Here is a 24,692-nt window from a genome sequence, read left to right as displayed (position 1 = left end):
ACAGGGGACAGGCATGAGCGATACGGTCAAACTAAATCTGGACGAAATTCGGCAGCTAAGCCTGAACGTACTCATAAAATCCGGGTTTGGATCAGCCCACTCAGCGGCCATCGCAGCCATGCTGACCACTTGCCAGATCGATGATTGCCAGTCACACGGACTGTTTCGCCTGTTCATGTGTACCGAGACGATGCAGGCGGGCAAGATCGATGGCCATGCCGCGCCGGTTTTGGCCCCATCGGACAACGCGATCATGCGGGTCGACGCGCAGGGCGGCATGTCGCTGCTGGCGTTTCAGCAGGCCTTGCCGGTTCTGATTGAAAAGACCCGCACCCACGGCATCGCCGCGATGGCGATCAATCGATGCTTTCACTTCTCTGCGCTCTGGCCCGAAGTCGAACGCCTGTCATCGGCCGGGCTTGCTGCGATGGCAATGGTTCCAAGCCATTCGTGGGTGGCCCCCGCAGGCGGAACACGCGGCAGTCTGGGCACCAACCCGCTCGCCTTCAGCTGGCCTCGGTCAGGAAAAGATCCGTTCACCTTCGATTTCGCCACCAGCGCCTTTGCCCGCGGTGAGATCGAACTCTATAGAAGGGCAGGAAAACCGCTGCCCGAGGGCGTTGCCATCGACAAAAACGGCAATCCGACTACTGATCCTCAGGCGGCCATGGACGGTGCCATGCTGACCTTCGGCAGCTACAAGGGGTCGGCCTTGTCGATCATGATCGAGTTGCTGGCCGGTCCCCTGATCGACGACCTGACCAGTCTGGAAAGCATGGCTTTTGCCGAGGGCGCTGGCGGTGCGCCCTATCACGGCGAGATCATTCTGGCATTTGACCCCGATCAGTTCAGCGGCGGCAAAACGCAGGAAAACGACGCAAGGGCCGAACGGCTTTTTGCCGACATTCTGGATCAGGGCGCGCGGTTGCCGTCGCAGCGGCGATTTGCGGCCCGCGCCCGCAATACTGCACGCGGGTATGTCGAAATCTCCAAAAACCTGTACGACGATTTGCAGGCTTTGTTGTAACTGTAGAGGCGGGTCGTTTTCACCTCTTCCCCTCTTGGGCGGCGCTGGATAAGAAGTCCTTCCAACCGTAGTTCAGGAGGCCTCATTGGACCGCATCGCCCGCACTATCGCTACCGAGATCAACGCGCGTCCCGGACAGGTGGGCGCAGCGGTCAAGCTGCTGGACGACGGGGCCACCGTGCCTTTTGTCGCCCGTTACCGGAAAGAGGCGACGGGCGGGCTGGATGATACGCAACTGCGGGTTCTGTCGGACCGCCTGACCTATCTGCGCGAACTGGATACCCGCCGCGACAGCATCCTGAACTCGATCAAGGATCAGGGAAAGCTGACCGAAGACCTGGCCAAATCCATCGCGCAGGCGGACACCAAAGCGCAGCTGGAAGACATCTATCTGCCGTATAAACCCAAACGCCGGACCAAGGCGATGATCGCCCGCGAAAACGGTCTGGAGCCGCTGGCCGATGCCATTCTGGCCGACCGTTCTGCCGACCCCGAAGCCCTGGCCCAAGGTTTTGTGAGCGATGCGGTACCTACAACCAGGGACGCGCTGAACGGTGCCCGCGACATCATCACTGAACGCCTGACCGAAAATGCTTCGCTGCTGGGTGAACTGCGCAGCTTCATGCAACGCGAGGCAGTGCTGAGCGCAAAGGTGATTGACGGCAAGCAGCAGGAAGGCGCGAAATTCAGCGATTACTTCGACCATTCCGAGCTGTGGTCCAAAGTGCCCTCGCATCGCGCGCTGGCAATGCTGCGCGCCTCGAAAGAGGGGATCGTGACGCTGGACATCGCGCCCGAACCCGAAACCGGCGCAACACGGGCCGAAGCGATTGTGGCCGCACATCTGCAGACACGCAGCGATGGGCCGGCAGATAAATGGCTTCGCAAGGTGGCGGGCTGGACCTGGCGGGTGAAACTGTCACTGTCGATGATGGTCGAACTGATGGCGGACCTGCGCGGCCGGGCGCAGGAAGAGGCCATTCAGGTGTTCTCCCGCAACCTCAAGGACCTTCTGTTCGCGGCGCCTGCCGGCGCACGCGCAACGCTGGGCCTGGACCCTGGAATTCGTACCGGTGTTAAGGCGGCTGTGGTGGATGCAACCGGGAAAGTGGTGGCCACGGATACCTTGTATCCGTTCCAGCCCAAAAACGATCTGCGCGGGTCGCAGGCGGCAATCCTGAACCTGATCTCGGCCCATAAGATCGAACTGATTGCGATCGGCAACGGCACCGCCAGCCGCGAGACCGAGCGATTGGTGGCTGACACGCTGAACCTTTTGCCCAAGACGGTGAAGGCCCCGACAAAGGTTGTGGTCTCGGAAGCCGGTGCCTCGGTCTATTCGGCATCGGAACTGGCCGCGCGGGAGTTTCCCGACCTCGATGTGTCACTACGCGGCGCGGTGTCGATCGCCCGGCGGCTGCAGGACCCCTTGGCCGAATTGGTCAAGATCGAGCCGAAATCGATCGGTGTCGGGCAGTACCAGCACGACGTCGACCAGCACCGCCTTTCTCAATCGCTGGATTCCGTGATCGAGGATGTGGTGAACGCCGTGGGCGTCGACCTGAACACGGCCTCGGCCCCGTTGCTGTCGCATGTTTCCGGTCTGGGGCCTGGGCTGGCCGAAGCGATTGTGATGCACCGCGACCTGCATGGCGCGTTTCAGTCTCGCAAAGAGCTGCTGGATGTCGCCCGCCTTGGTCCGCGGGCCTTCGAACAATGTGCGGGCTTCCTGCGTATCCGCGACGGGGCCGACCCGCTAGACGCGTCCTCGGTCCACCCCGAGGCCTATGACGTCGCGCGCCGCGTCGTGGCGGCATGTGGACGTGACATACGGCAAATCATGGGACATGACGGCGCCCTGAAAGGTCTGCGGGCCGAGCAGTTCGTCGACGACCGCTTTGGCCTGCCGACGGTACGGGACATTTTTTCCGAGCTGGAAAAGCCCGGACGCGACCCGCGCCCAAGCTTTGTGACCGCCTCATTCACCGACGGGGTGGAAGACATCACTGATCTCAAACCCGGCATGATGCTGGAAGGGACCGTCACCAACGTTGCGGCCTTCGGGGCATTCGTGGATATCGGCGTTCATCAAGATGGGCTGGTGCATGTCAGCCAGCTGGCCGACCGGTTTGTCAAAGACCCGCACGAGATCGTCAAGACCGGTCAGGTCGTCAGGGTTCGTGTGGTTGAGGTCGACGTACCCCGCAAAAGGATCGGTCTGACCATGCGCAAGGACGGAGGCGCCTCTGCGCGTCAGGAGCAAACCTCGCGCGGCGCGGGAAAGGCCAGCGGTCAACCAAAACACCGCAACACGCAGCGAGCGGAATCAGGCGGAAACGCGCAGAACGGCGCATTGGGTGACGCTCTGCGCTCTGCGCTCAAAAACCGTTAAACGTCGCTGGCCAGCGTTTGGTGACAAGCTGGTCGCACTGCCATTTCGTGGGCGGGACTTGCCGTTGGTTCTGGGTCGAGTCCTGGCACTCAAATTTGATTTTTTCGAAAATTAATGGCACGCAGAATGACGTTCGGTTTCGGAAACAGTTTCGGGTGCCTACAGACAGATCGTCCAGATATACGCGCGGGTATGATGGCGGAAGCCACCAACAGGCCCGCGCAATTAATTGTTTAACAAAGGTTTGTTATGAGGTTTCCTGTGACTTCTGCGCTTTCTGCTGGCCAGTTGTAAAACCGTTGGATTTGACTCGACACGGCCCCGCACCTTCACCGGTTCGGCGGTCACATGACATCGGCGCGAAACGACCCGTTTCCTCAACGCATCCCCGCAATTGACTTTTGCATGGCTACAATCAAAGCATCGCGTTTTTGCGACAACTCACCCGGTGTCATGCCCCTTCCTTCGGCCTGAACACCCTCGGTCAATTGTTGAGCGACCTGATCGGACAGATGGATCTGGCCCAGATCGTCCCACCAGCCGTTGAACGTATCGGCGAAGTGATCGCAAAACGCCTTTAGCCCACCTTCACCCGCCCCAAGGTTGAACAGCATGGTCGGCCCCATAGCCGCCCATCTGAGCCCGGGACCGGCCCAGACGGCCTTGTCGACATCCTCGACCGAAGCCACGCCCGAGACAACCAAACTAACGGCCTCGCGCCAAATGGCCGCCTGCAGACGGTTGGCCACGTGACCGGGCACTTCCTTGCGCAAACGGATCGTTGTTTTTCCAACGCTTTCGTAGAACCCCTGCGCCGTCTCGACCACCCCGGGGGCCGTTTTTTCGTTTCCCAACACCTCGACCAAGGGGATCAGGTGCGGCGGATTGAACGGATGGCCTAGCACAAAGCGCGAAGGATCCTTCCAGCCGGGCTGCATCTGGCTCAGAGTCAGGCCGGACGCCGAACTGGCAACAATTGCACCGGGGGCCAGGGCGGGCTCGATCACGGAAAAGGTTTCATGCTTGACCGGCAGCCGCTCAGGCACATTTTCCTGCACGAATCCGGCGCCCTCGACCGCGCTGGCCGCGTTTGTGTGGAAGGTGATCGCGTCGGACGTGCCATCTAGGGTCAATCCAAGCTCGGTCATCGTGGGCCACGCCGTTTCGATGTAGTCGCGCACCTTACGCTCAACATCGGGGGCCGGGTCGAACATCGCGACCGAACGGCCGGATGCCAGAAACAAGGCCGCCCAACTGGCGCCGATCACCCCGCCGCCAAGGCAGGCCGTGTGTTTGAACTCCATCAGAACAATCCCGGATTGAGAGGGGATGCGGCGGTCATGCCGCCATCCACGGTAAACAACTGGCCTGTAGCGAAACTCGCTTCGTCCGAGGCAAGCCAGACCGCCATGCTGGCGATGTCCTCGGGCTTGCCGAACCGGCGCATCGCATGTCGGGCAAGTGCATCCTGCCGCGCGGCCTCGGGGTTTGATGCAAGGTCGAAACCTGCATCCAGCATGCCCGTTTCGATCCAGCCCGGGCAGATTGCGTTACAGCGTATTCGGGGACCATGATCCACCGCGATCGACCGGGTCAGCCCATGCACAAAGGCTTTGGACGCATTGTAAAGCGCCATCGAAGGATCCGCGACCTGCCCCGAGATCGAGCCGATGTTGATGATCGACCCGCCTAGGGGCATTCGGGGGATATATGCGCGACACATATTGAACACGCCCCGGCAATTGGTCCCGATCACGGTATCCCAGTCAGCGTCGGTGCTGTCAGCCACCGTTCTTTCGACCTGAACGCCAGCGTTGTTGACCAGAATATCCATCCCGTCCGTCGCGCTGGCCAGTTCCTCTACGGCAGCGGCGTCCGTGACGTCCAGCGGGTACCAAGTGACACTGTCTGGCAGCCCTTCGGGTCTCGGGCCACGCCCGCAGGTCGAAACCGTCGCATATTCGCGCAGAAAGGCCTCGACAATCCCGCGCCCGATGCCTTGGCGGCCACCAGTCACAAGTGCTCTTTTTCCAGCCAGCCGCATCAGTTCGCCACCATTGCCTTGCCACGCGGACGTGTTCCGACAGGCCCTAACATCGCGCTGCGCACGATCTCGGCGCCGTCCCGGTTGATATCCAGTTTAGCCGATGGAGCGGTCCGGATGATTGCACAACATCGCGATTTCCAAGCACCAAAGAAGGGGTTTCTCGTTTCGTATCCCAACGCTTCACTCATAGCTTCATCTGCTGGACCTGCGCGCTCAGCCCTCCGTCAAGAACCCAAAGCTGGCCGCTGGCATAGCGCGCCTCGTCCGATGCCAGCCAGTTGACCAGGTTGGCGATGTCGTCCGGTGTGCCATAGGTGCGCATCGGATGCACATCGCGGACCGCCTTCTGCAATTGGTCGATGGTTTTGCCGCCGCCACCCGAACCCTCGCCGGTAAAAAAGCTTTGCAGCATGGGTGTGTCGACATAGCCCGGGCAGATTGCGTTGACCCGAATACCTTCGGGCCCGTGGTCGCAGGCCATTGCCCTGGTCAGGGCGTGAACCGCGCCTTTGGTTGCGCAATAAGCCGCCAGTCCCGGGTCAGCGATGAATCCGTCGTAGCTGCCAAAATTGATGATCGATGCCGTCGTCCCGGCGGCAGTGGCTTTTCGCATCAAGGGCAGGGCATGTTTTGACGTCAGGAAGGTGCCGGTCACGTTGACGGCAAAGGACAGGTTCCATTCTTCCAGAGTGGTCTGTTCGATCGTCTTTTCGATCTCGATCCCAGCCGCGTTGACCAGAATGTCCAACTGGCCCGCGTTTTCGGCGACCTGCTCCATAGCCGCAACGGCATCCGCCTCCTGCGTGACGTCGAGTTTGACAAACACGCTGCCGTCGCCGTCATGGGTGGCCAACGATCCCTCGGGCGTCAGGTCAGCCGCATAGACCCGTGCACCTTCTCGCAGAAAACGGGCGACGATGGCGCGCCCGATGCCGCCTCGGCCGCCTGTGACCAGCGCGGTTTTGCCCTTCAGCATCATTCTTGGTTCTCCTTCAAAGGTGAAAAGCGGTATCTGGCCGCGGCAACAGTCCAGTCCATGTGATTGCGCACATATTCCTGAGAAGCGTCGCGCGGCGGATTGTAATCCCAGGCCTCACCCGCCCCGGCTTCCATCGCGGCATGAAGCGCACGACGGGATTTTTGTGTTGCGATGATATCCGCACGCAGCTTTTCACTATCCCAGCGCTGGTCGGTTTCGGCGGCGAAAGCAGCAGAATGGGCGGCATAAGCCGGATCGTCCGCGACATTCACCGTTTCCAGTGGATCAACGGACAGGTCGTAAAGTTGCGGCGGGTCGGGGTCACAATGGATGTATTTCAGCGGCCCGCGCCGGATCATGAAGACCGGATAAGGGGTCATCTCTGCACAATACTCACCGATCGCTTCGTCGACGATGTCAGCTTCGCCGCGGGCCAGCGGCATGAGTGAACGACCATCCACCGGTTCGCCAAACATCTCTTCTTGCCCCCCAGCGATTTCAACGAAAGTCGGCAGCAGGTCCAGCAGCGAACAGGCGTTGAGTGCTGTCCCTTGCGCAACACCCGGCCCGGCCATAATCAGTGGGACGCGGGCAGAATGCTCGAAGAAGTTCATCTTGTACCACAACCCCCGCTCGCCCAGCATATCCCCGTGATCGGCGGTCACGACGACGATAGTGTTGTCCAGTTCGCGTATATCTTCCAGCGCCTTCGCAATCGCCCCGACCTTGCTGTCGAAATAGCTGACATTGGCCAGATAAGCGCGGCGGGCGCGGCGCACCTCCTCATCCGTCAAAGAGACGTAGCTCGCCTCGATTCCGTCCATTACCCTGCGCGAGAACGGGTCCTGTTCCTCGGGCGTCAGGGGGGTGTCCGGCATCGGAACATCCGCATCCGTATACAGGTTCCACCATTCAGGCTTGGCCACGTAGGGGTCATGCGGGTGGATGAAGCTGGCGACCAGGCAGAACGGCGCTTTGTCCCCGGCCGCCCGATCGCGGCCCCGGTCAATCAGCCAGCGGCGGGCTGCGAACTCGACCTCATCATCGTAATCGGTCTGGAACGTCGCGATGGCTTCGCCGCTTTCCTTGACCGTTTGCATATTGTGATACCACTTGTCGATCCGTTCATCCGGGGCTTCCCAATCTGGTGTCCAGGCGAAATCGGCAGGGTAGATGTCCGTTGTAATGCGGTCCTGAAATCCGTGTTTCTGATCCGGTCCGACAAAATGCATCTTGCCTGACAGGCAGGTTCGGTATCCCAGCGCCTTAAGGTAATGGGCAAACGTCGGGACCGAAGCGGGAAACTCACTGGCATTGTCATAGGCCGCAATCCGACTGATCAACTGCCCAGACATGAAGGCAAAGCGGGACGGCGCACACAGAGGAGAGTTGCAGTAAGCCGCATCAAACCGCATACCGCGTGCCGCCAGCGCATCGATGTTTGGTGTCCTGACCGTAGGGTGGCCGTAAGCCCCGCAGAAATGCGGGGCAAGTTGATCGGCCATGACCACAACGATGTTGGGCCGCGTCACGGCGCGGCCCTTGCGTAAGCGTCCAGAACCAGCCCATGGAAGTGATGCACCGCATGTTCGGACTTGCCCGAGCCGCTCGGGTCATGAACGATACGCCCTTGCGTAAAGGCAGGCGTACCCATCCCGCGCTGAACGCTTTCGACGATATCGATGTCTTCGCGTTGCAAAACCTCGTCGAGATAGCGGATCGCCTCCTGCTCTGCCTCGTCCGGTTCCGGAGTTTCGAGGAAGAAGTCATAGGTCTCAAGCGTGCGGTCAGGACCCACGGGGATGATGTTCAGCACGATCATCGATGACCGGCCCGGGTAACGCATCAGGCAGGTCGTGGGCCACAACCACCAGACGGCATGAGTGCGCACAGACGCATTCGACACGTCATAGGCAGAGTTTGCGCCTTTGCCTGCATCGGCCATATGACTGGAATAGATGCCATAGGTGGTCACTTTGTAGGTGTCCATATCCACCAGATCGCAAAAATCCTTGTGCGCGGTCGGGCAGTGATAACATTCAAGAAAATTATCGACGACGTTCTTCCAGTTCGACTTGATGTCATAGGTCAGGCGATGGCCGAAAGTCAGCCGTTCGATATCCGGGGCCCAATGGCGAATTTCCGTTTCAAGGTTGCCCGACACTTCGCGCAGGGGGCGCGCTTGGGTGTCCAGGTTAACATAAACGAAACCTGCAAATTCTTCGACTTGCACTTGATCAAGGCAAATGTCCCGGGTGCTGAACCCGGTCAGGTTTTCTGTTTCGGGCGCGCGCACCAATTGGCCGTCCAGCCTATAAACCCAGGCGTGGTAGGGGCACATGATGCGGGTTGTTTCCCCCTCACCCGACAGCAGGTGATGCGCGCGGTGCTTGCAGACGTTGTAGAAAGCGCGCAATTCCCCCTCGCGGTCGCACACGATGGCAATGGGCCGCCCGGCAATTTCAACCGTCACATAAGATCCTGGCGCGCGCAGCTTTTCGACGTGACAAACCCATTGCCATGTCTTGGCAAGGATTTCATTCAAATCCACCTGATGCCAAACCGGATCAACATAGGCCTCGGCCTTCAACGAGCTTGTGTTGAATGGATCTGGACTGAATCCATCGGAAATCCGCTCGAATTGTTCTTGGGTTGGCAGCTCGTTCATTGGTGACTCCAAGATTTCGGACCCGCGCGGTCCGGTGGGCTGGCTTGCGAAGCGTATAATCCTTTGAAATCAATTTACGTTGTTGACTTTTTTCGCCTCTCAAATGACTATTTCCGCCATCAACAGAGTTGTGCTTCAAGGCTGCCTGGGCTTGCGATGCATCGGCCAAGCCCGGTATTCAAACGGGACCCGCCCTTCGATCCGATCCTGACTGGGTGGCAGGCCAAACCTGTCTCTGTACGAGCGGCTGAAATGCACCGGGCTGGAAAACCCCGACGCCATTGCAATCTCGGAAATCGGCATTTCTGTTTGCGTCACAAGCCCCCGCGCCCGGTCCAGCCGGATATCGCGATAATAAAGCGCCGGAGTTTTCTTGATAAATGTGGCAAACATCCGATCAAGTTGACGGTGCGAGACACCCGCGCGCCTGCATATCTCGGGGATAGACACTGTTTCTTCCAGATGTGCCTCCATGATCTGGATCGCAGATTTCAACGTCGCCGGAACAACCGCCCCTAAAGGCTCGCTGCCTTCAGGTTGCTGCATCGAAGCGGGGCCCCGCAAGCGGTCGTGAAAAATGTATCTGGCGGCCGCGTTGGCCAGCGCGCTGCCGTGAATGCCCTGCAGTATCTGCAGCGCAAAATCCACCGAAGCACTGCCGCCGCAGCACGTGATCCGGTTGCCGTCTAAAACGTAGAGGTTCTCAACCACTTCCACGCCTGGGAACAGTTCCTGAAATGCGTCGATATGTTCATAGTGAACAGTCGCCCGGCGACCGGAAAGCAACCCGGCCTGCGCCAGAATGAACGCGCCCGTATCCAGTGCGCCCAGCGTTACGCCACCTCGCGCCCAACCGCGCAACGTATTGCCGATCTTGGGCGTCAGGTGTTTTTCCGGGGTCCAGCTGGTCGAAACGATCACGATATCCCGCTGACCTGCAACGCTTTGATCGATCGCCTTGGTTTCTATCCCAGCACCATTGCTTGAGGTGCAATACCCACCGGATTCTGAGACAAATTCCCAACTGAAATAAGACCGTCCGTCCAGGTAATTTGCCGCGCGAAACGGGTCAATAAAGCTCATGGTTGCGGACAAATTGAAACTTGGCGCAACAATCACCAACAATCGGGTTTTGCCATCCATAGTCTTCACGGTCGCGTTTTCCGGCCACAAATCTCAATCGAAGTACGATCGCCCTACCTTCGACCTGCGGGTGTGGATTTGCAACGCTGCCCACCCCAAAACCTATGGATTTGGGGTGGGCGACGTGTACAAAACGGCGCGGTCAACCTGGCTGATATCTCAACCTAGGCAGCGACCGCGGCAACCTCTTGCCGTTCATCCCTTGCGAAAAACACCGCGTAGAGGACCGGCGCGGCAACCATTGTCAGGATTGTGGCAAAGGCCAGGCCTCCCATGATCGTGACCGCCATCGATACAAAGAACGCATCCGTCAACAAGGGTGCCATTCCCAGAATGGTGGTGATCGCGGCCAGAATGACAGGGCGCAAGCGCGAAATCGACGCTTCGATGATCGAGTCTTTCAACGGCTTTCCGGTCGCGCGGACCAGATCGATTTCTTCGACCAGCACAATCCCGTTCTTGATAAGCATCCCTGACAGGCTGAGCAGCCCCAGCAACGCGGTAAACGTAAAGGGCAACCCGGTACCCAGAAGGCCGATCACCACTCCGTTAACGGACATGGGCACCAGCAGCCATATGATCAGAGGCTGGCGGATGGCGTTGAACAGCAACACCGATATCAGCACCATAATCAGCAGGCTCAGCGGTAATTGTTTTCCAAGGCTTTCCTGAGCATCGCGCGAGTTCTCGTATTCACCGCCCCACTCCATTTTATATCCGGGTGGAATTTCCATTGCCTCGATCGCTTCGCGCACCTCGGCGTGCACTTGCGCGGCTGTCATGTCCGGCGGAATGTCGGCACCGACGGTTATCGTAAGGACACGATTTCGGCGATGTACACGTGTATTTTGGGTTTTGTACTCAAATCCATCGACCATTTGTTCGATTGGCACCCACTTTTCGGCCTGCGTTGAATAGACAACCTGATCGACCACGGAATAGTCGCCATCAACCGGTCTGCGCAGGATGATCGGGATCAGGCGGTCGCGTTCACGGAACACTCCGCCGGTGATGCCGTCGGTGGAAAACAAAAGTGTCGCCGCAACGTCTTCGCGCGTCACACCAGCGGTTTGCGCCCGCTCGGTTGCGTAGATTGGCTGAAGCGCCAGTTCTTTCTCGCGCCAGTCGTGACGAACGCCGATGACATTGTCCGAAGCATCAGCCATGCGCCGCTTGGCCTCTTCGGCGAGTTGGCGGAGCACCATCGGATCGCTGCCGGAAAACCGGGCCTGAATCGGATCACCACCGCCGGGGCCGAAGACCAGCCGCTTGGTGCGGAACTCTCCTTCGGGGTACAACGCCATGCCATACTCTTCCAGGTCAGCCTGAAGCTGCGGGATATCGTCCAGAGTTTCCGTACGTATGATCATATGCCCGTAACTGGGATTGGGCTTTTCAGCGGAATAGGTCAGCATGAAACGGGTCGCCCCCTGCCCCACAAAGGTCGCCACCGAGACCACATCGTCGCGCTTGCTTAGCCAGTCCTCGATCTGCGCCAGATCCTCGGACGTCCGCGCAATCGGGGTGCCTTGCGGCAGCTTGTAATGGACAAAGAAAAGCGGGGTGTTCGAGTTCGGGAAAAACTGCTGCTTCATCAGACCGAAGCCCGCAAAACAGGCCGCCGTCACCGCGACCAGTGCGATGATTACCAGCCAGCGGAACCTGAGCGCTGCTCTGAGGATCGTGCCATAGATCCGAAACAGCAAACCGCCATAGGCGTCGATTTCGCCTTCCTTACCCTGCTTGAAAAAGTAGTGGCCCAACAGCGGAGTGACGGTCAGCGCCAGAACCCAGCTCAGCAGCAGCGAAATTCCGATCACTGCGAACAGCGAGAACAGAAATTCACCTGTAGCATCGGGGCTCAGGCCGATGCCGGCAAAGGCCATGATTCCGATCACAGTCGCGCCAAGCAATGGTATCTGGGTTTTGGATGCCGCGTCGTCTGCGGCATCGCGCGAGTTTTTACCGCGCAGCATGGCAATCTGCATGCCTTCGGCGACAACGATGGCGTTGTCGACAAGCATTCCCATCGCAATGATCAGCGCGCCAAGCGAAATCCGCTCCATCTCGATCGAGAACATCGACATGAACAGAACCGTGCCCACAACGGTCAGCAACAGCGTGCTGCCGACAACGATTGCGGCGCGCCACCCCATGAACAGGCCAAGCACCGCAACCACGATCGCAACCGACATCGCCAGATTCACCAGAAAGTCGTTGGACGCCTGTTCAACCACGACGTGCTGCTGGTAGATTGGCAGAATATCGACACCAAAGGGGATATTCGGATCCAGCTCTGCCATCTTGGTGTCAACGCGTTTGCCGACTTCGACAATGTTCTCGGTCGCCAGACCCGCAATCCCAAGCGTGAATGCCTCGACGCCGTCAAAACGGACGATCAGGTCAGGATCGTTCTGGCGGCCGCGATAGACATCTGACATGTCGAACAGGTTGATCACGTGGCCCTGAGAGCCGACCGACAAACCGGCGATTGCGGATACACTGTCCGAGCCTTCGGCCGTCAGCAGCGTCGTCAGATTGTTCTCGGATCGAAGTGAACCAGAAGCGTTGACCGAGTTGGCGTTGGCAATCGCTTCGTTGATCGCCTGCAGCGGTACGTTCTGGTTTACGGAAATGGCGAGGTCCGGTTCAATAAAGATTGCTTCCTCGGGAAGGCCCTGAACCTCGACATCGGCAACCCCGTCAACGGTCAGCAACTCCCGTCGAAGGTAAGTGGCCAATTCGTGCTTTTCGGCGTCGGAAAAACCTTCGGCGGTCACCGCATAGAACAGGCCGAACACATCGCCGAAGCCATCGTTCACATATGGCTGGTCCACGCCCTGCGGCAATCCGCGGGCGGCGTCCCTGACCTTGGCCCGAAGCTGGGTCCAGATATCCGGCAGCTCGCTGCCGTCATAGGTCGACTTGATCTCGACCTCGATCAGAGACTGTCCGGGGCGGTTGACCGAGGTGATGGTGTCCACCTCGCCCATTTGCTGGATGGCCGATTCCAGCGGTTCGGACACTTCCAATGCAACCTGCTCGGCGGTGGCGCCGGGATAGGCTGTCACAATGACGGCCTGTTTGATGGTAAAGGCCGGATCCTCCAGCCTTCCGAGCGAGAAAAAGCCCCAGATACCGCCAAACAGTGCGACGAGAATGATGAGCCACGTATAAAGCGGCCTGTCGATGGATGCGCGCGCGATGTTCATCGATCCGCCCTTCAGTTCGCAAACCCGGCAAAGCGGCGCACCGCCTGTCCGTCACTCAGCGCGTTGCCGCCAGCTACAACGATTTCGTCCCCGTCGGAAAGACCGGACACGACACGCACATCCCCCGATTGGGTGGGTTCGATCTCGACCGGCACGCGCTGCACGGTTCCTTCGTCCGCGCCCGCCGGGGAAAACAGCAAGACACCCAGACGACCTTCGGCATCCGCAACAATGGCGGTCGGCGGGACGACGATGCCGGTTTGATTATCCTGAACCTGCACGTTTACCGTTACCGACGAACCGGGAAGAACCTGAATGCCTTCCGGCGGTGTCAATCCGAAGTTGATCCGGAACGTCTGACCGACGCTGGACGTTTCAGCATCGAATTCGCGAATTTGCAGCGGAAAAACTTCATCGCTGGCGGGAAATTTGGCAGTAATCGTCACGTCATCCTGACTGCCCCGGCGCTGAAACAAGATTTCGGGCACATCGACTTCGATCCGCAATTCAGACATGTCGTGGATACGTACGATGGGCGTTCCGGCGGAAACGGTGGTGAATGCCTCGACCGTGCGGCTGGAAACTAGCGCGTCGAAGGGGGCCGTGAGGGTCGCATGTTCAAGCGCGTATTCCGCGTCACGTGTGGCAATTGCCGCCAGCTGGGCGTTTGTATCCGCATCATCCAGGGCCACCTGACTGACCGTGGTCCCCCTGAGCCGGGACAGGCGTGCAACCGTGCGGTCGGCCTGATCCTTTTGCAGTCGGGCGCGGTTGAGCTGCAGCTCGAACGGTTCCTGATCGAGTCTGGCGATCAGCCCGCCTTTCGGAATAACCAGACCTTCGGTGACGGGCATCTCGATAATCTGTCCGGCCACCTGAAAGGCCAGATCGACCGTTTGGCGGGCCGCGACCCGGCCAAAGAACTGTCGCGAAAAGCCGGGTGACGTTTCACTGACCATCAGCAGTTTCACCGGTTTCGGGGCTTGCTGTGCGGTCAGCGATGTCGCCAGCACGATCAGGCCAAGAGCCAAAGTTGACAGGATCTTCATTTCTTCAAACCTTCGGGTATGCCTGTTTTCAGGACGGTTTCGCGGATCTTCTGCGCCAATCGCGCGAATTCAGCGGTTTCTTCATCATTGAGCCCCGAGGCACGGCGAAACAGTTCCCCGGCTTCGGTCACAAGTTGTTTTCGGGCATCTTCGCCCTGCCCGGTCAGAACCAGCAGCCACGCGCGGCGGTCCTCGGGATCGCGCTGTCGAACCAGGTAACCGGCCTTGGCCAGCGAATCCGCAGTCGCGGTTATCGTAGAGGGCAAAGATAACATGTCATGTGCCAGAACGCCCATCCGCTTGGGCTGTTCCAGCTTGATCAGCATGTGGCATTCCTGATGGCTCAGATCGGTCCGCAACAGATCGATGCTTTCCTCCAACTTCCAATAAAGCGCGTAGACGCCCATCATCGATTGAATTGCAGGACTGTACTTCTGCGTTGATGGTTCGACCGTCTCGGTCATTTCGGTGCCCTCGGATAGGTTGGGCGCGGTATACTTCAAATAATGAAATATTCAAGATGCGAAGTGAAGACTACTCATGGTCGCGCCACATCACCCTTGGAACGTGAACGTCCTTATTAGGCGCGTTTGGGAATGCCCAAACACGAGTGGGTTTCGTCGAGGGCCGGAATTCACCTTGCCGCGGAAAGCAGATCGCTGGCCTTTTCGCCGATCATGATCGCAGGTGCGTTTGTGTTTCCGCTGACAATTTCGGGCATGATGGAACAATCAGCCACCCGCAGGCTTTCAATGCCTCTGACCTTGAGCTGCGGATCAACGACGGCGTCATCCGATACTCCCATCGCGCAAGTGCCTGTCGGATGGTAAATCGATGCCGAGTTGGACCTGACCCAATCCAGCGTTCCGTCATAATCGTCCATGGCCAGATCGGCAGATGGCCGAAACTCTTCGGAAATCTTGGACGCAAGCGGGTTTGCCTTGGCAATGGTGCGCGCAATGTTGACGCCATCGACAATGGTTCGGCAATCCGTCTCGGTCGACAGGTAGTTCGGGAAAATCTTGACATAACTCGACGGGTCCGGGCCATTCAGACGCAGCTCTCCCCGGCTTTCGGGGCGCAGTTGGCAGACCGACATTGTAAATGCCGAGAACGGGTGAACGCCCTCTCCGGGGCTGTCGGCCGACCAGGGTTGGACATGGAACTGAATATCGGGCGTCTGAACTTCTGGTCGCGTTTTCAGAAAGCCTGTCGCCAAACTGGCGGCCATTGTCATCGGACCGGCACGGAACAACGCGTATTTCAAGGCTATTCGCGCCTGATTGAACAGGTTCCTCACCTCGTCGTTCAAAGTGGGTTCGTTACATTTGAACACAAGCCGCGCCTGAAGGTGATCCTGCAGACCTTTCCCCACTTTGGGCAGCGCGTGTCGCGGTTCGATCCCGTTTTCCCTCAGGTGATCCGGATCGCCGATACCTGACAGCATCAGAATCTGCGGGGAATTGATCGCACCGCCAGACAGAATAATTTCACGCCGTACGGTCAAAGTCTGTTCGGCACCTGAACGGTCCCGATACACCACACCGACCGCGCGTTTTCCTTCCAGCTTTATGCGCGTCACTAGGGCACGCGTTATGATCTTCAGATTCTGTCGGTTCCGGATCGGCTTCAGATACGCCACCGCCGAACTGCACCTGCGTCCGTTGCGCGTTGTCAGCTGAAAATAGCCGACACCTTCCTGTTGCGCACCATTGTAGTCCGGATTGAACGGGTAGCCCGCTTCTTGCGCGGCAGCGACCCAGGCATCACAAATCGGGCGCTGGATACGCATGTTGGATACGGCAAGTGGGCCTCCGACCCCGTGGAAATCGTCTTCTCCGCGCTCCTGATCTTCGCTGCGCCTGAACAGTGGCAGAACATCATCCCAGCCCCAGCCGATATTCCCCATCTGCCGCCAGCGGTCGTAATCCTCTTTCTGACCGCGCACATAGAGCAATCCGTTCAACGAGGACGACCCCCCAAGAACCTTGCCGCGCGGCCAGTCGATTGACCGACCGTTCAGACCGGCGTCTGGCTCGGTCCGGTAGCACCAGTCCACCGACGGGTTATGCATGGTTTTGAAATAGCCGACCGGAATATGAATCCACGGATTAGTGTCTGGCCCACCGGCTTCGAGCAGTGCAACGGACGTACCGGAATCGGCGCTCAGACGGTTGGCGATGACACAGCCGGAAGAGCCAGCCCCGACAACTGCATAATCCACCTCCATAACCGTCTCCTCTTAGCGAAATTAAAAAAAGTCTATGCAAGTTGCATCAAATATACTAGCATTTTTTGATACAAAACGTCTCAATAATTTTTCATCGGGAGGAAAAAGATGGAGATTGGTCGGAAACTAAGCGGAATATCACGGAGGGATTTCTTCCGCGTGGCGGGCCGATACGGCATGAGTTCAACACTGTTGGCTGCAGGAGGGTTTGGCGGCGCGATGAGCCTGGCGAATCTGGCGCAGGCCGCTGAATCGAATTATGAAAAACGGTTCTCGAAAGAACCCAAGCACACCCTGAAATTCGGCGCTGCCGGGTTCAACACCCGCAACCTTTTGATCGAGCGCGCAGGCGCCATCGAGTTTGCACGCGACCTTGAAGAACGGACCGATGGCGAGATTCGTGTTGAGTTCATCGGCGACAACCAGATCTGCGGTCAGCTGAGCTGTGTCGAAAAAACCCAACAGGGCATTGTCGACATCTACGCGGCTTCAACGCAGAACTCGGCAGGCGGCGCACCTTATCTGAACGTGCTGGACTATGCCTATATGTTCCCCAGCCGCGCGGCCCAGTATCATTTCTTCTACAGCCCGGCCAGTCAGCGCATTCTGCGGGACCCGCTGGAAAAACGGCACGGTCTGAAGTTCCTGTTCACCCACTGTGAACTGCGTGGACTGCAAATGGGTTCGACATTCTCGGACAAGCCGACGGTCACCAAGCTTGAGGAACTGTTCGGAACCAAGAACCGTGTTACCGGAACTCAGCTCGGCCGCATTGCGATGCAATTGCTGAACCTGAACCCGGTGCCAGTGGCGTGGGAAGAGACGCTGGACGCGCTCAAGACCGGGCTGATCGACGGCGCTGAAACCTGGGCTTCGGCGGTGGCTTACGCCAACATGTCGCCGGTGGTGTCACAGTCCGTGAACCTCAAGTTCTTCTGCGGCACCGAACATACCTCGATGTCCGCAAAGGTCTTTGACAGTCTGGGCGGTGAACTGCAGGACGCGGTCATGGAATCGTCCTACTTCACCCAGGCACTGATTCAGGGCGCAAACGAAGCCGCGCTGCTGAACACCGTCGGGTTCTCGGACCCGCAATTGCCGGGGACGATCTTTGCCGAAAACGGGGTCCGCCCCGCATTCCTGCCGGACGATCAGATCAAACTGGCCGAAGAGATGTGCGCTCCGAACTTCAACCCCGATCCATGGGCACAATGGCGCGAGCGGTTGGACAAATGGGCTGGCGGCATCGACACATATCAGGAAATCTACGACATCGCGCGTGAGATTCCGGCGGACATGTTGCCGGAAAATGTCGAGCCACGCCGTTGGTGGAAAGGCGAAGCCTGATAAGACTACCGAACCGGCCCCACGCGGGCCGGTTCCACTAAACACCGACTGGGAGGACGGGGTTCATGTCATTTTGGACCGATGTTGGCGCAATATTCAGCGCCATTCTAAGCCAGGATTCGTTCGAGATTCAGTCTGCGCTGCAGTCTGACGCGACATGGGTGGTAGGGAACGTGGTCGCTGCCCTGGGCGGTCTTATCGTTATGGCGATCTATCGAAAGGTTCCCTTCATTGAACGCCAACTGGAGCGGTCGGTCATGGTCTATTCCTATCTGGCCATTGCGCTTATCATTTTCTGGGGCGTGATCGACCGCTTTGTGTTCAACGACCAGGAGCCGTGGTCCACAACCATTCCGCCGCTTCTGTTCATGGTTATGGCGTGGTTCGGCGCGTCCTACAACGTTCGCCTGCGCACGCATCTGAGTTTCAGCGAATTCCGCACCTCGATGCCGCGCGGTGGGCAACTGGCCTGTCTGATCCTGGATGCGATCCTGTGGTTCATCTTTGCGGTGATCGTCATCGTAACAACATCTCGGCTGGTGGCGCTGTCGGCTTCGAACTTCCAGATCGTGCTTGGCACCGACAACGTGATGCAGTGGTGGTTCCTGCTTGCAGCGCCACTGTCGTTTTTTCTGATGGTCGGCCGCGTGTTTCAGAATCTGGCGGACGATTTACACAACTGGAAAACCGGCGAGCCCTTGATCAAGCAAGCCGTGATTGGGGCGGACTGATGGCAGACGGAACCTGGGTTACATTGATTTCACTGGGCGTGACGTTCTTGTTCATGCTGGGCGTGCCGGTCCTGCTGGTAATCGGCTATTGGGTCATAGGCTGTTCATTTGTTCTGGGTCTGACACTCGACAACATGGGGGCCGAGCTTCTGAATGTGTTCAACAAGGGCTTTGCCTTGCTGGCGATGCCGCTGTTCATTCTCACCGGCGATCTGATCAACAAATCGGGCATCGCACGACGGCTGAGCGATTTCGCATATGCCTGTCTGGGCTGGATACGCGGGGGGCTGGCGATGGCCTCGCTTGGCGCATGCGGGCTGTTCGCCGCGATTTCGGGCTCGAACTCGGCGACGACGGCAACAATCGGATCGATGCTGCACCCCGAGATGGTCAAGGGCGGGTATGACGAACGGTTCAGCGCCGCCACGGCAGCGGCAGGCGGCACGGTCGGGATCATCATTCCGCCGTCGATCATTTTCATTGTCTATGGCTTCCTTATGAACCTGCCCATTTCCGAACTGTTTGTGGCCGGCATCCTGCCCGGTGCGCTGATGGTTATCGGAATGCAGGTCGCATGCTGGATCATCTGCCGTATCAACGGCTGGGGCCATCTGATCCCGCTGCAACTGAACCGCGTTCTGAAAACCGCCTTTGGTGCCTGGCTGGGTTTCTTTGCAATCGGGCTGGTGCTGTGGGGCATCTACACCGGCAAATTCTCTCCGACCGAAGCGGCGGGTGTGACCGTCGGCTTCTGCGTCATCGCCGGTCTGGTGAGCTATCCGATCAACCGCATCATGGGTGCGCGCGACGACATTTCCCCGACTGACAAGAGCTATGCGGAAATGATGGTCGTCGAAGGGTTCACGATCCCGGAAATCCCATCGATCGTGATCCGTTCCGCGCAAATTACAGGGATCCTGGCACCGCTGATCGCTATTTCGGTCGTCATGCAACAAATCCTGTCGCTGCTCGGCGCGCAGCAAACCATCGGGGATTTCGTGACTTCGATGGGCGGGTACCATGCGGTGCTGTTCACCTCGATGGTCATCGTCTTTTTCTCGGGCATGGTGCTGGAGAGCCTTCCGGTGACCATCATCCTCGCACCGATTCTGGCCCCCATTGCGGCATCGGTCGGCGTAGATCCCATCCACTTCTCGGTGATCTTCCTTGTCGGCGCATCAATCGGGTTCATTACGCCGCCATATGGCCTGAATCTTTATGTCGCGTCAGGCGTAACGGGCGTGCCCTATTTCCGGCTGCTGCGTTACACCGTACCCTATCTGATCGCGCTGCTTTCGGTCTGGATATTGGTGTCTCTGGTGCCTGATCTGGCCTTGATCCTGCTGCCAAACAAATAGAATGTAAGGGGATGGTCGACACGGACACTTCGGAACGAGAAATTCAAATACCGACAAATCTGCGATTGCTTCTCATCCTGGAAGAAGTCGCAAAGCGCGGCGTTGCTGTTAAACCGGCCGACCTGATCGACACCCTGGGGCTGGCGAAACCAACAGTTCACAGGCTGCTGCAAACAGCCGAAGCGGAGGGGTTCCTGCAACGCGATCTGGACGGACGCTCGTTCGGGCCCGGTCCACGTCTGCGCAGGCTGTCCGTCAACACAATGTCTGCTGAACACCTGCGCACTGCGCGTCTAGCAATCCTGCGCGGGGTTGCGGACGAAATCGGAGAGACCTGCAACCTCGCGATCCCGGATCGCGAGGGGATGATCTATCTGGATCGGGTCGAAACCAAATGGCCGCTCCGCATTCAGTTGCCGATCGGCACCCAGGTTCCGTTCCATTGTACCGCCAGCGGAAAGATGTATCTGTCCACCCTGCGCAAGGCCACGCTGGACGGCTTTCTTTCAGCGCGGAAGCTTCTTCCGCAAACCGAGCGGACATTGACGGACCCCGAGACCCTGCGCACCGAGATCGGGCACATTGCGCAAAACGGGTATTCCACCGACAACGAGGAATTCATGCCGGGAATGGCCGCCGTCGCCGTGCCTGTTACCGACGATCAGGACAGGCTGGCCGCGACACTGTCCGTTCACGCACCCACCCAACGCCACGATCTTGAAAGCTTGAAGAAATTCCTGAACACCTTGCAGGATGGGGCGGACAAGCTCAGAAGGCTGCTCTTGTCCTGACCAGTCCGCCGCGGGGCAATGGACTAATCATTTCAAAACGCTACACTCTCTGTCCATGTTGCGTTTTAGGTTCGTTGTTTCATTTGTCATTGCACTTACCGTTGTGTGGCCCGGGCCACTGATTTCACAGTCATATGCAACCGACCGACCGCAAGATGCACTGGCCGTACAAATGGCAAATCAGGGACGTTATGCCGAGGCCGAAGCGCTTTTGCGCAGAACTCTGGCGCAAGACCGTGCGAACCTTGGGCCAACCCATCCGAATACGGTCGACACAACCGAAAACCTGGCCGTTGTGCTGGATATTCTAGGGCGACCCGATGAAGCGGAACCGTTGCATCGCTTGGTTCTTCAGACGCGCCGCAAGCATCTTGGCCCAAACTCACCCGCCACACTTCGGGCGATGAGCAATCTGGGAACCACTCTTCGGGATCTCAACAGGTTTCAAGAAGCGGTCGAAATACTCGACGCGTCAATCGCAGGGTCAAACATTACCCACGGCGAGACGGCGCCCGAGACATTGGCCCGCATGAACATGCTGGGCCATACCCTGTTGCGCGCCAATCAGCCAGAGCGGGCCGAGCAGGTTCTGAGGCGCGCGGTGGAACTGGGCGGCCAAACGCTTGGTGAAGACAATGCCGAGGTCCTGTCCTGGTCCGTCAATCTGGCTCTGGCACTGGACACAATGGCGCATTTTGAAGATGCAAACGCCTTGAACGCGAGAATTATCGCTGGCCTCAGTCGCCGGCAGGGTCCGACTTCACCCAGAGTTCTGACGGCAAAGAACAATTTTGGTTTCAGCCTCATGAGTCAGGGCCGAATGCTTGAGGCTGCTCCGTTGTTTACCGAGGTCCTGAATACTTATGAGCAAACCTTGGGGCCTCAACATCCTCAGACGATGACGGCGCGGATCATGTTGGGAAACGCTTTGTCCAAACTGGGCCGGGGGGACGAAGCGCTTGCGTTGCGCAGGCGGGATCTGGACCTCATGATCAGCTCGGCAGGCCCGGAGCACGACTATACGGTTCGGGCGATGCGAAACTATGCCAGCGCGCTGGAGGCGGTTGGGCGGTTAGCGGATGCCCAAACCATCCGCCAACGCGTTTTGGCGATTTCCCGGAAAACCAATGGCGAGCGTAGCGAAGACACGTTGATTGCCATGAACGATGTTGCCCTCGACCTGATGGAAAGCGGTCAGGTTGCGCAGGCAAGGGAGTTGATGGAGCGCGCCCTTGATGGATTTGTGGGACTGTACGGGGCTGCCCATCCCCGAACGATAGAATCCGCCATAAACCTTGCGGCCATTCAGGCACAGGCCGGAGATAGCGAAGCCGCCATCGCGTTGCTGCGTGACATCCGCAAACATCTTGGTACGCACCCGCATTTCGGACCGGTTGAGGAATTGCGGTTGGCGTTCAATCTGTCTTCAACCCTTCACGATGCCGGACTGCCACTTGAAGCAGCACAGGAGCTTGAGGGGATGCTTCCCAAAGCGGACGCCGTATACGGCCCGACGTCCGTCAGGCCACAATTGTTCCGGTTGCGGCTGGCCGAATCCTCTCTGGCTTCGGGTTCGATCCTGAAGGCACTGCACTTGTCCCGTCACGCCCATTCCGTCTTGGCAGATCGATTGCGCCGCACCGGCAACCTCACGGCCGACGAACAGCGGGTTGCGCTGGAACAGGCCTCCCGCGCGGCGTGGGCTTTCATTCAGGCGTCCTGGGCGGTTTCCCAACGGGCTGACAAAGCCGAGGCTGACCAGTTGGCGCGGGATGCTTTCGAGGCAGCACAAACGATCGGGCTTGGGCCTTCGGCCTTTGCCATATCGCGGGCTGCCGGGCGCATTGCGGCAGACAATGCCCGCGTCGAGCCCTTTTTGAACGACTGGATTGGCGCCAAACGCGATTTGGCGGCATTTGAGACCAAGTCCGTTGCCGCCGCATCCGGCGCAGGGACATCGATAGTGGCCGCGCCCGATACGCTTGATCGGCTGACGGACAGATTGGATAGAACAACGCAAGCCTTGCAGAATGCCTTTCCCGCGTTTTTTGACCTGATAAATCCGCGCGTGGTCCGGGTGACTGATTTCCTGCCGGGTGGCGATGCCGAACTCGATGACGACGAGGCGCTGATCCTGATCGTTCCGGAAGGTGGAAATGATCGTTCAACGCATTTCGGACCCGGCTTTGTCTGGGCCGTAACCCGTGAAGGCGTCACATGGTCCCGATTGGAATTCGATGCAACAGAGCTGGAAGCCCGAGTCTCGGCCCTTCGCCGTTCCATCAACCCAAACGAGGAGTTCCTTGTCGCGGCACGCGCACCCATTAACCCCTCCGGTCCCGCGCGACAGGACAGCACACGCAGGTTTGACATTGAACTGGCCCACGATCTGTTTCTTGACCTGTTCGGCGCACCGGAGATTTCAGAGGCAATCGCGCCGAAAAAGCGGTGGCTGATTGCCCCGCAAGGTTCGCTGCTGAGCCTGCCATTCGGCGCGCTGGCGACCGCCCCTCAAAAGGAATTCGGGTCCGTGGCGGAAACCCTTCGAAATACACGCTGGCTTGGCGTCGAACGCGCCCTGAGTGTCATCCCTTCCCTGCAACTGGTGTTGCGAGACAACACAAGCACCACGGCTCGGGCAGACACGGGCGTCAGTTACGTCGGGTTCGGCGATCCCGATTTTCACGGGACACCCAAACCCCTGCGGCTGGAGACCCGCAATCTTCACAGATCGGCCCAAGACCTGCGCGACGGGTTGAAGAACCTGCCAAGACTGCCCGGAACGCGGACCGAGATCCTGTCGCTGGCATCGCAGTTTGGGGCAGGCGAGCATTCCGTTTTTCTTGGATCTCGGGCCAACGAAAGTGAACTCAGAAAACTGGACGCTTCCGGGCAATTGCGCCAGACGCACGTTCTGCATTTCGCAACGCACGGGCTGATTTCCGGTGATTTCGACAATCTGGACGAGCCTGCCCTGGCGCTTTCGCCCCCGCCTTCGCCGCGCAGTCCCAAGTTTGACGGACTTTTGACCGCATCCGAAGCGGCCGCGTTGTCCTTAGATACAGAATGGGTTCTTTTGTCTGCATGCAACACCGCGGCGGGGGCAAAACCGGGGGCGGAAGGGCTGTCCGGGCTGGCCCGCGCCTTCTTTTTTGCCGGTGCCAGGAACCTCCTGGTGACTCACTGGCCGGTTCGGGATGATCTGACATCCCGCCTGATCACCGAGGTTGTAACGCCCTCGACCGACCGGGTTCGCAGCGAAGCGCTGCGTCAGGAAATTGAGGTGCTGATACAGGACACCAGCGAAGATCACCACGAACGCCCGTTGGCGCATCCCGGGAACTGGGCTGGCTTTCAACTGGTTGGTGCCGGTTGAACAAATCCGCTTTCACAGCCATGCGAAAAAACTGAGCGCAGGTCTTGGCCGTTTTCCTGCCGTTGCATATCTGTGGCAGTGACCTACTCGTTAGGCAAAGCGTGGAGCAACCCCTGTTGGCCGTCAGATCCTGCAACCAAGTCATGCCCGCGACGCATGCCGGACATGCATTGCACGTACTTATTTTTCATAGGTTTTAGGGATAGATGCAGAAACAAGAACTTCTGTCCCTGAAACACTTGGAATGACACGATGACCAAAGAACTACGTGAAACCGTACACTACGTCAGCTTTGTTGTTGCCGGGCTGGCATTCATTGCCGCACTCTCGATCCTATTTTAC

At 58.6% G+C, this 24,692-nt stretch carries 17 protein-coding genes; 7 read left to right on the top strand and 10 right to left on the bottom strand.

Annotated features, from left to right (window positions below; genetic code table 11):
- Positions 1 to 13 precede the first annotated feature (13 nt).
- Positions 14 to 1,027: an Ldh family oxidoreductase gene (locus ACR0CG_RS05815; protein WP_480523305.1), complete on the top strand. Its 1,014-nt coding sequence runs from the start codon at positions 14 to 16 to the stop codon at positions 1,025 to 1,027.
- An 85-nt stretch (positions 1,028 to 1,112) separates the two neighbouring features.
- Positions 1,113 to 3,419 carry a Tex family protein gene (locus ACR0CG_RS05810; protein ID WP_480523304.1) on the top strand — a complete coding sequence of 769 codons (2,307 nt, stop codon included), beginning with the start codon at positions 1,113 to 1,115 and terminating at the stop codon, positions 3,417 to 3,419.
- Between the two features lie 377 nt (positions 3,420 to 3,796).
- Here ACR0CG_RS05810 and ACR0CG_RS05805 read toward each other — a convergent pair whose 3' ends face one another.
- The 10 genes from ACR0CG_RS05805 to ACR0CG_RS05760 form a co-directional block, all read right to left on the bottom strand.
- Complete coding sequence (locus ACR0CG_RS05805) at positions 3,797 to 4,723, bottom strand: 3-hydroxyacyl-CoA dehydrogenase NAD-binding domain-containing protein (protein ID WP_480523302.1); 927 nt, start codon at positions 4,721 to 4,723, stop codon at positions 3,797 to 3,799.
- Positions 4,723 to 5,463 carry an SDR family NAD(P)-dependent oxidoreductase gene (locus ACR0CG_RS05800; RefSeq protein WP_480523300.1) on the bottom strand — a complete coding sequence of 247 codons (741 nt, stop codon included), beginning with the start codon at positions 5,461 to 5,463 and terminating at the stop codon, positions 4,723 to 4,725. The genes ACR0CG_RS05805 and ACR0CG_RS05800 overlap by 1 nt, the downstream gene beginning before the upstream one ends.
- Positions 5,464 to 5,650: 187 nt before the next feature.
- Positions 5,651 to 6,445 carry an SDR family NAD(P)-dependent oxidoreductase gene (locus ACR0CG_RS05795; protein ID WP_480523298.1) on the bottom strand — a complete coding sequence of 265 codons (795 nt, stop codon included), beginning with the start codon at positions 6,443 to 6,445 and terminating at the stop codon, positions 5,651 to 5,653.
- Positions 6,442 to 7,977, bottom strand: coding sequence for a choline-sulfatase (gene betC, locus ACR0CG_RS05790; RefSeq protein ID WP_480523296.1), 1,536 nt, complete (start codon positions 7,975 to 7,977; stop codon positions 6,442 to 6,444). The genes ACR0CG_RS05795 and betC overlap by 4 nt, the downstream gene beginning before the upstream one ends.
- Complete coding sequence (locus tag ACR0CG_RS05785) at positions 7,974 to 9,113, bottom strand: aromatic ring-hydroxylating oxygenase subunit alpha (protein ID WP_480523294.1); 1,140 nt, start codon at positions 9,111 to 9,113, stop codon at positions 7,974 to 7,976. The genes betC and ACR0CG_RS05785 overlap by 4 nt, the downstream gene beginning before the upstream one ends.
- Before the next feature lie 135 nt (positions 9,114 to 9,248).
- Positions 9,249 to 10,256 carry a GlxA family transcriptional regulator gene (locus ACR0CG_RS05780; protein WP_480523513.1) on the bottom strand — a complete coding sequence of 336 codons (1,008 nt, stop codon included), beginning with the start codon at positions 10,254 to 10,256 and terminating at the stop codon, positions 9,249 to 9,251.
- 164 nt (positions 10,257 to 10,420) lie between these two features.
- Positions 10,421 to 13,468 carry an efflux RND transporter permease subunit gene (locus ACR0CG_RS05775; protein WP_480523293.1) on the bottom strand — a complete coding sequence of 1,016 codons (3,048 nt, stop codon included), beginning with the start codon at positions 13,466 to 13,468 and terminating at the stop codon, positions 10,421 to 10,423.
- An 11-nt stretch (positions 13,469 to 13,479) separates the two neighbouring features.
- Entirely contained in the window at positions 13,480 to 14,517 is a 1,038-nt protein-coding gene (locus ACR0CG_RS05770; RefSeq protein ID WP_480523291.1) for an efflux RND transporter periplasmic adaptor subunit, read from the bottom strand.
- A complete protein-coding gene (locus ACR0CG_RS05765; protein WP_480523289.1) occupies positions 14,514 to 14,981 on the bottom strand; it encodes a MarR family winged helix-turn-helix transcriptional regulator in 468 nt (155 codons plus the stop codon). Before ACR0CG_RS05765 ends, ACR0CG_RS05770 begins: the two co-directional genes overlap by 4 nt.
- Before the next feature lie 170 nt (positions 14,982 to 15,151).
- On the bottom strand, positions 15,152 to 16,747 hold the full coding sequence (locus ACR0CG_RS05760; protein ID WP_480523287.1) for a GMC family oxidoreductase: 1,596 nt from the start codon (positions 16,745 to 16,747) through the stop codon (positions 15,152 to 15,154).
- Between the two features lie 108 nt (positions 16,748 to 16,855).
- Between ACR0CG_RS05760 and ACR0CG_RS05755 the strand changes: the two genes are divergently transcribed.
- From ACR0CG_RS05755 to ACR0CG_RS05735, 5 genes are all read left to right on the top strand, one after another.
- Positions 16,856 to 18,094, top strand: coding sequence for a TRAP transporter substrate-binding protein (locus tag ACR0CG_RS05755; RefSeq protein ID WP_170611426.1), 1,239 nt, complete (start codon positions 16,856 to 16,858; stop codon positions 18,092 to 18,094).
- 65 nt (positions 18,095 to 18,159) lie between these two features.
- The gene (locus ACR0CG_RS05750) at positions 18,160 to 18,825 is read left to right on the top strand and encodes a TRAP transporter small permease (protein ID WP_480523286.1); all 666 of its coding nucleotides are present in this window, start codon (positions 18,160 to 18,162) and stop codon (positions 18,823 to 18,825) included.
- Entirely contained in the window at positions 18,825 to 20,183 is a 1,359-nt protein-coding gene (locus ACR0CG_RS05745; RefSeq protein WP_480523284.1) for a TRAP transporter large permease, read from the top strand. Before ACR0CG_RS05750 ends, ACR0CG_RS05745 begins: the two co-directional genes overlap by 1 nt.
- 11 nt (positions 20,184 to 20,194) lie before the next feature.
- The gene (locus ACR0CG_RS05740; RefSeq protein WP_480523282.1) at positions 20,195 to 20,974 is read left to right on the top strand and encodes an IclR family transcriptional regulator; all 780 of its coding nucleotides are present in this window, start codon (positions 20,195 to 20,197) and stop codon (positions 20,972 to 20,974) included.
- 172 nt (positions 20,975 to 21,146) lie between these two features.
- On the top strand, positions 21,147 to 24,350 hold the full coding sequence (locus tag ACR0CG_RS05735) for a tetratricopeptide repeat protein (RefSeq protein ID WP_480523280.1): 3,204 nt from the start codon (positions 21,147 to 21,149) through the stop codon (positions 24,348 to 24,350).
- Positions 24,351 to 24,692 lie beyond the last annotated feature (342 nt).

Source organism: Ruegeria sp. AB8, assembly GCF_056542605.1.
Note: the sequence above shows the minus strand (reverse complement) of the source record. Positions and strands in the feature narration are given on the sequence as shown.

What these genes read in the sequence shown, in the direction of transcription:
- ACR0CG_RS05815 (WP_480523305.1), top strand. Translation starts at nt 14, where the DNA reads ATGAGCGATACGGTCAAACTAAATCTGGACGAAATTCGGCAGCTAAGC.
- ACR0CG_RS05805 (WP_480523302.1), bottom strand. Translation starts at nt 4,723, where the DNA reads ATGGAGTTCAAACACACGGCCTGCCTTGGCGGCGGGGTGATCGGCGCC.
- ACR0CG_RS05800 (WP_480523300.1), bottom strand. Translation starts at nt 5,463, where the DNA reads ATGCGGCTGGCTGGAAAAAGAGCACTTGTGACTGGTGGCCGCCAAGGC.
- ACR0CG_RS05795 (WP_480523298.1), bottom strand. Translation starts at nt 6,445, where the DNA reads ATGATGCTGAAGGGCAAAACCGCGCTGGTCACAGGCGGCCGAGGCGGC.
- ACR0CG_RS05785 (WP_480523294.1), bottom strand. Translation starts at nt 9,113, where the DNA reads ATGAACGAGCTGCCAACCCAAGAACAATTCGAGCGGATTTCCGATGGA.
- ACR0CG_RS05780 (WP_480523513.1), bottom strand. Translation starts at nt 10,256, where the DNA reads ATGGATGGCAAAACCCGATTGTTGGTGATTGTTGCGCCAAGTTTCAAT.
- ACR0CG_RS05775 (WP_480523293.1), bottom strand. Translation starts at nt 13,468, where the DNA reads ATGAACATCGCGCGCGCATCCATCGACAGGCCGCTTTATACGTGGCTC.
- ACR0CG_RS05770 (WP_480523291.1), bottom strand. Translation starts at nt 14,517, where the DNA reads ATGAAGATCCTGTCAACTTTGGCTCTTGGCCTGATCGTGCTGGCGACA.
- ACR0CG_RS05765 (WP_480523289.1), bottom strand. Translation starts at nt 14,981, where the DNA reads ATGACCGAGACGGTCGAACCATCAACGCAGAAGTACAGTCCTGCAATT.
- ACR0CG_RS05760 (WP_480523287.1), bottom strand. Translation starts at nt 16,747, where the DNA reads ATGGAGGTGGATTATGCAGTTGTCGGGGCTGGCTCTTCCGGCTGTGTC.
- ACR0CG_RS05755 (WP_170611426.1), top strand. Translation starts at nt 16,856, where the DNA reads ATGGAGATTGGTCGGAAACTAAGCGGAATATCACGGAGGGATTTCTTC.
- ACR0CG_RS05750 (WP_480523286.1), top strand. Translation starts at nt 18,160, where the DNA reads ATGTCATTTTGGACCGATGTTGGCGCAATATTCAGCGCCATTCTAAGC.
- ACR0CG_RS05745 (WP_480523284.1), top strand. Translation starts at nt 18,825, where the DNA reads ATGGCAGACGGAACCTGGGTTACATTGATTTCACTGGGCGTGACGTTC.
- ACR0CG_RS05740 (WP_480523282.1), top strand. Translation starts at nt 20,195, where the DNA reads ATGGTCGACACGGACACTTCGGAACGAGAAATTCAAATACCGACAAAT.
- ACR0CG_RS05735 (WP_480523280.1), top strand. Translation starts at nt 21,147, where the DNA reads ATGGCAAATCAGGGACGTTATGCCGAGGCCGAAGCGCTTTTGCGCAGA.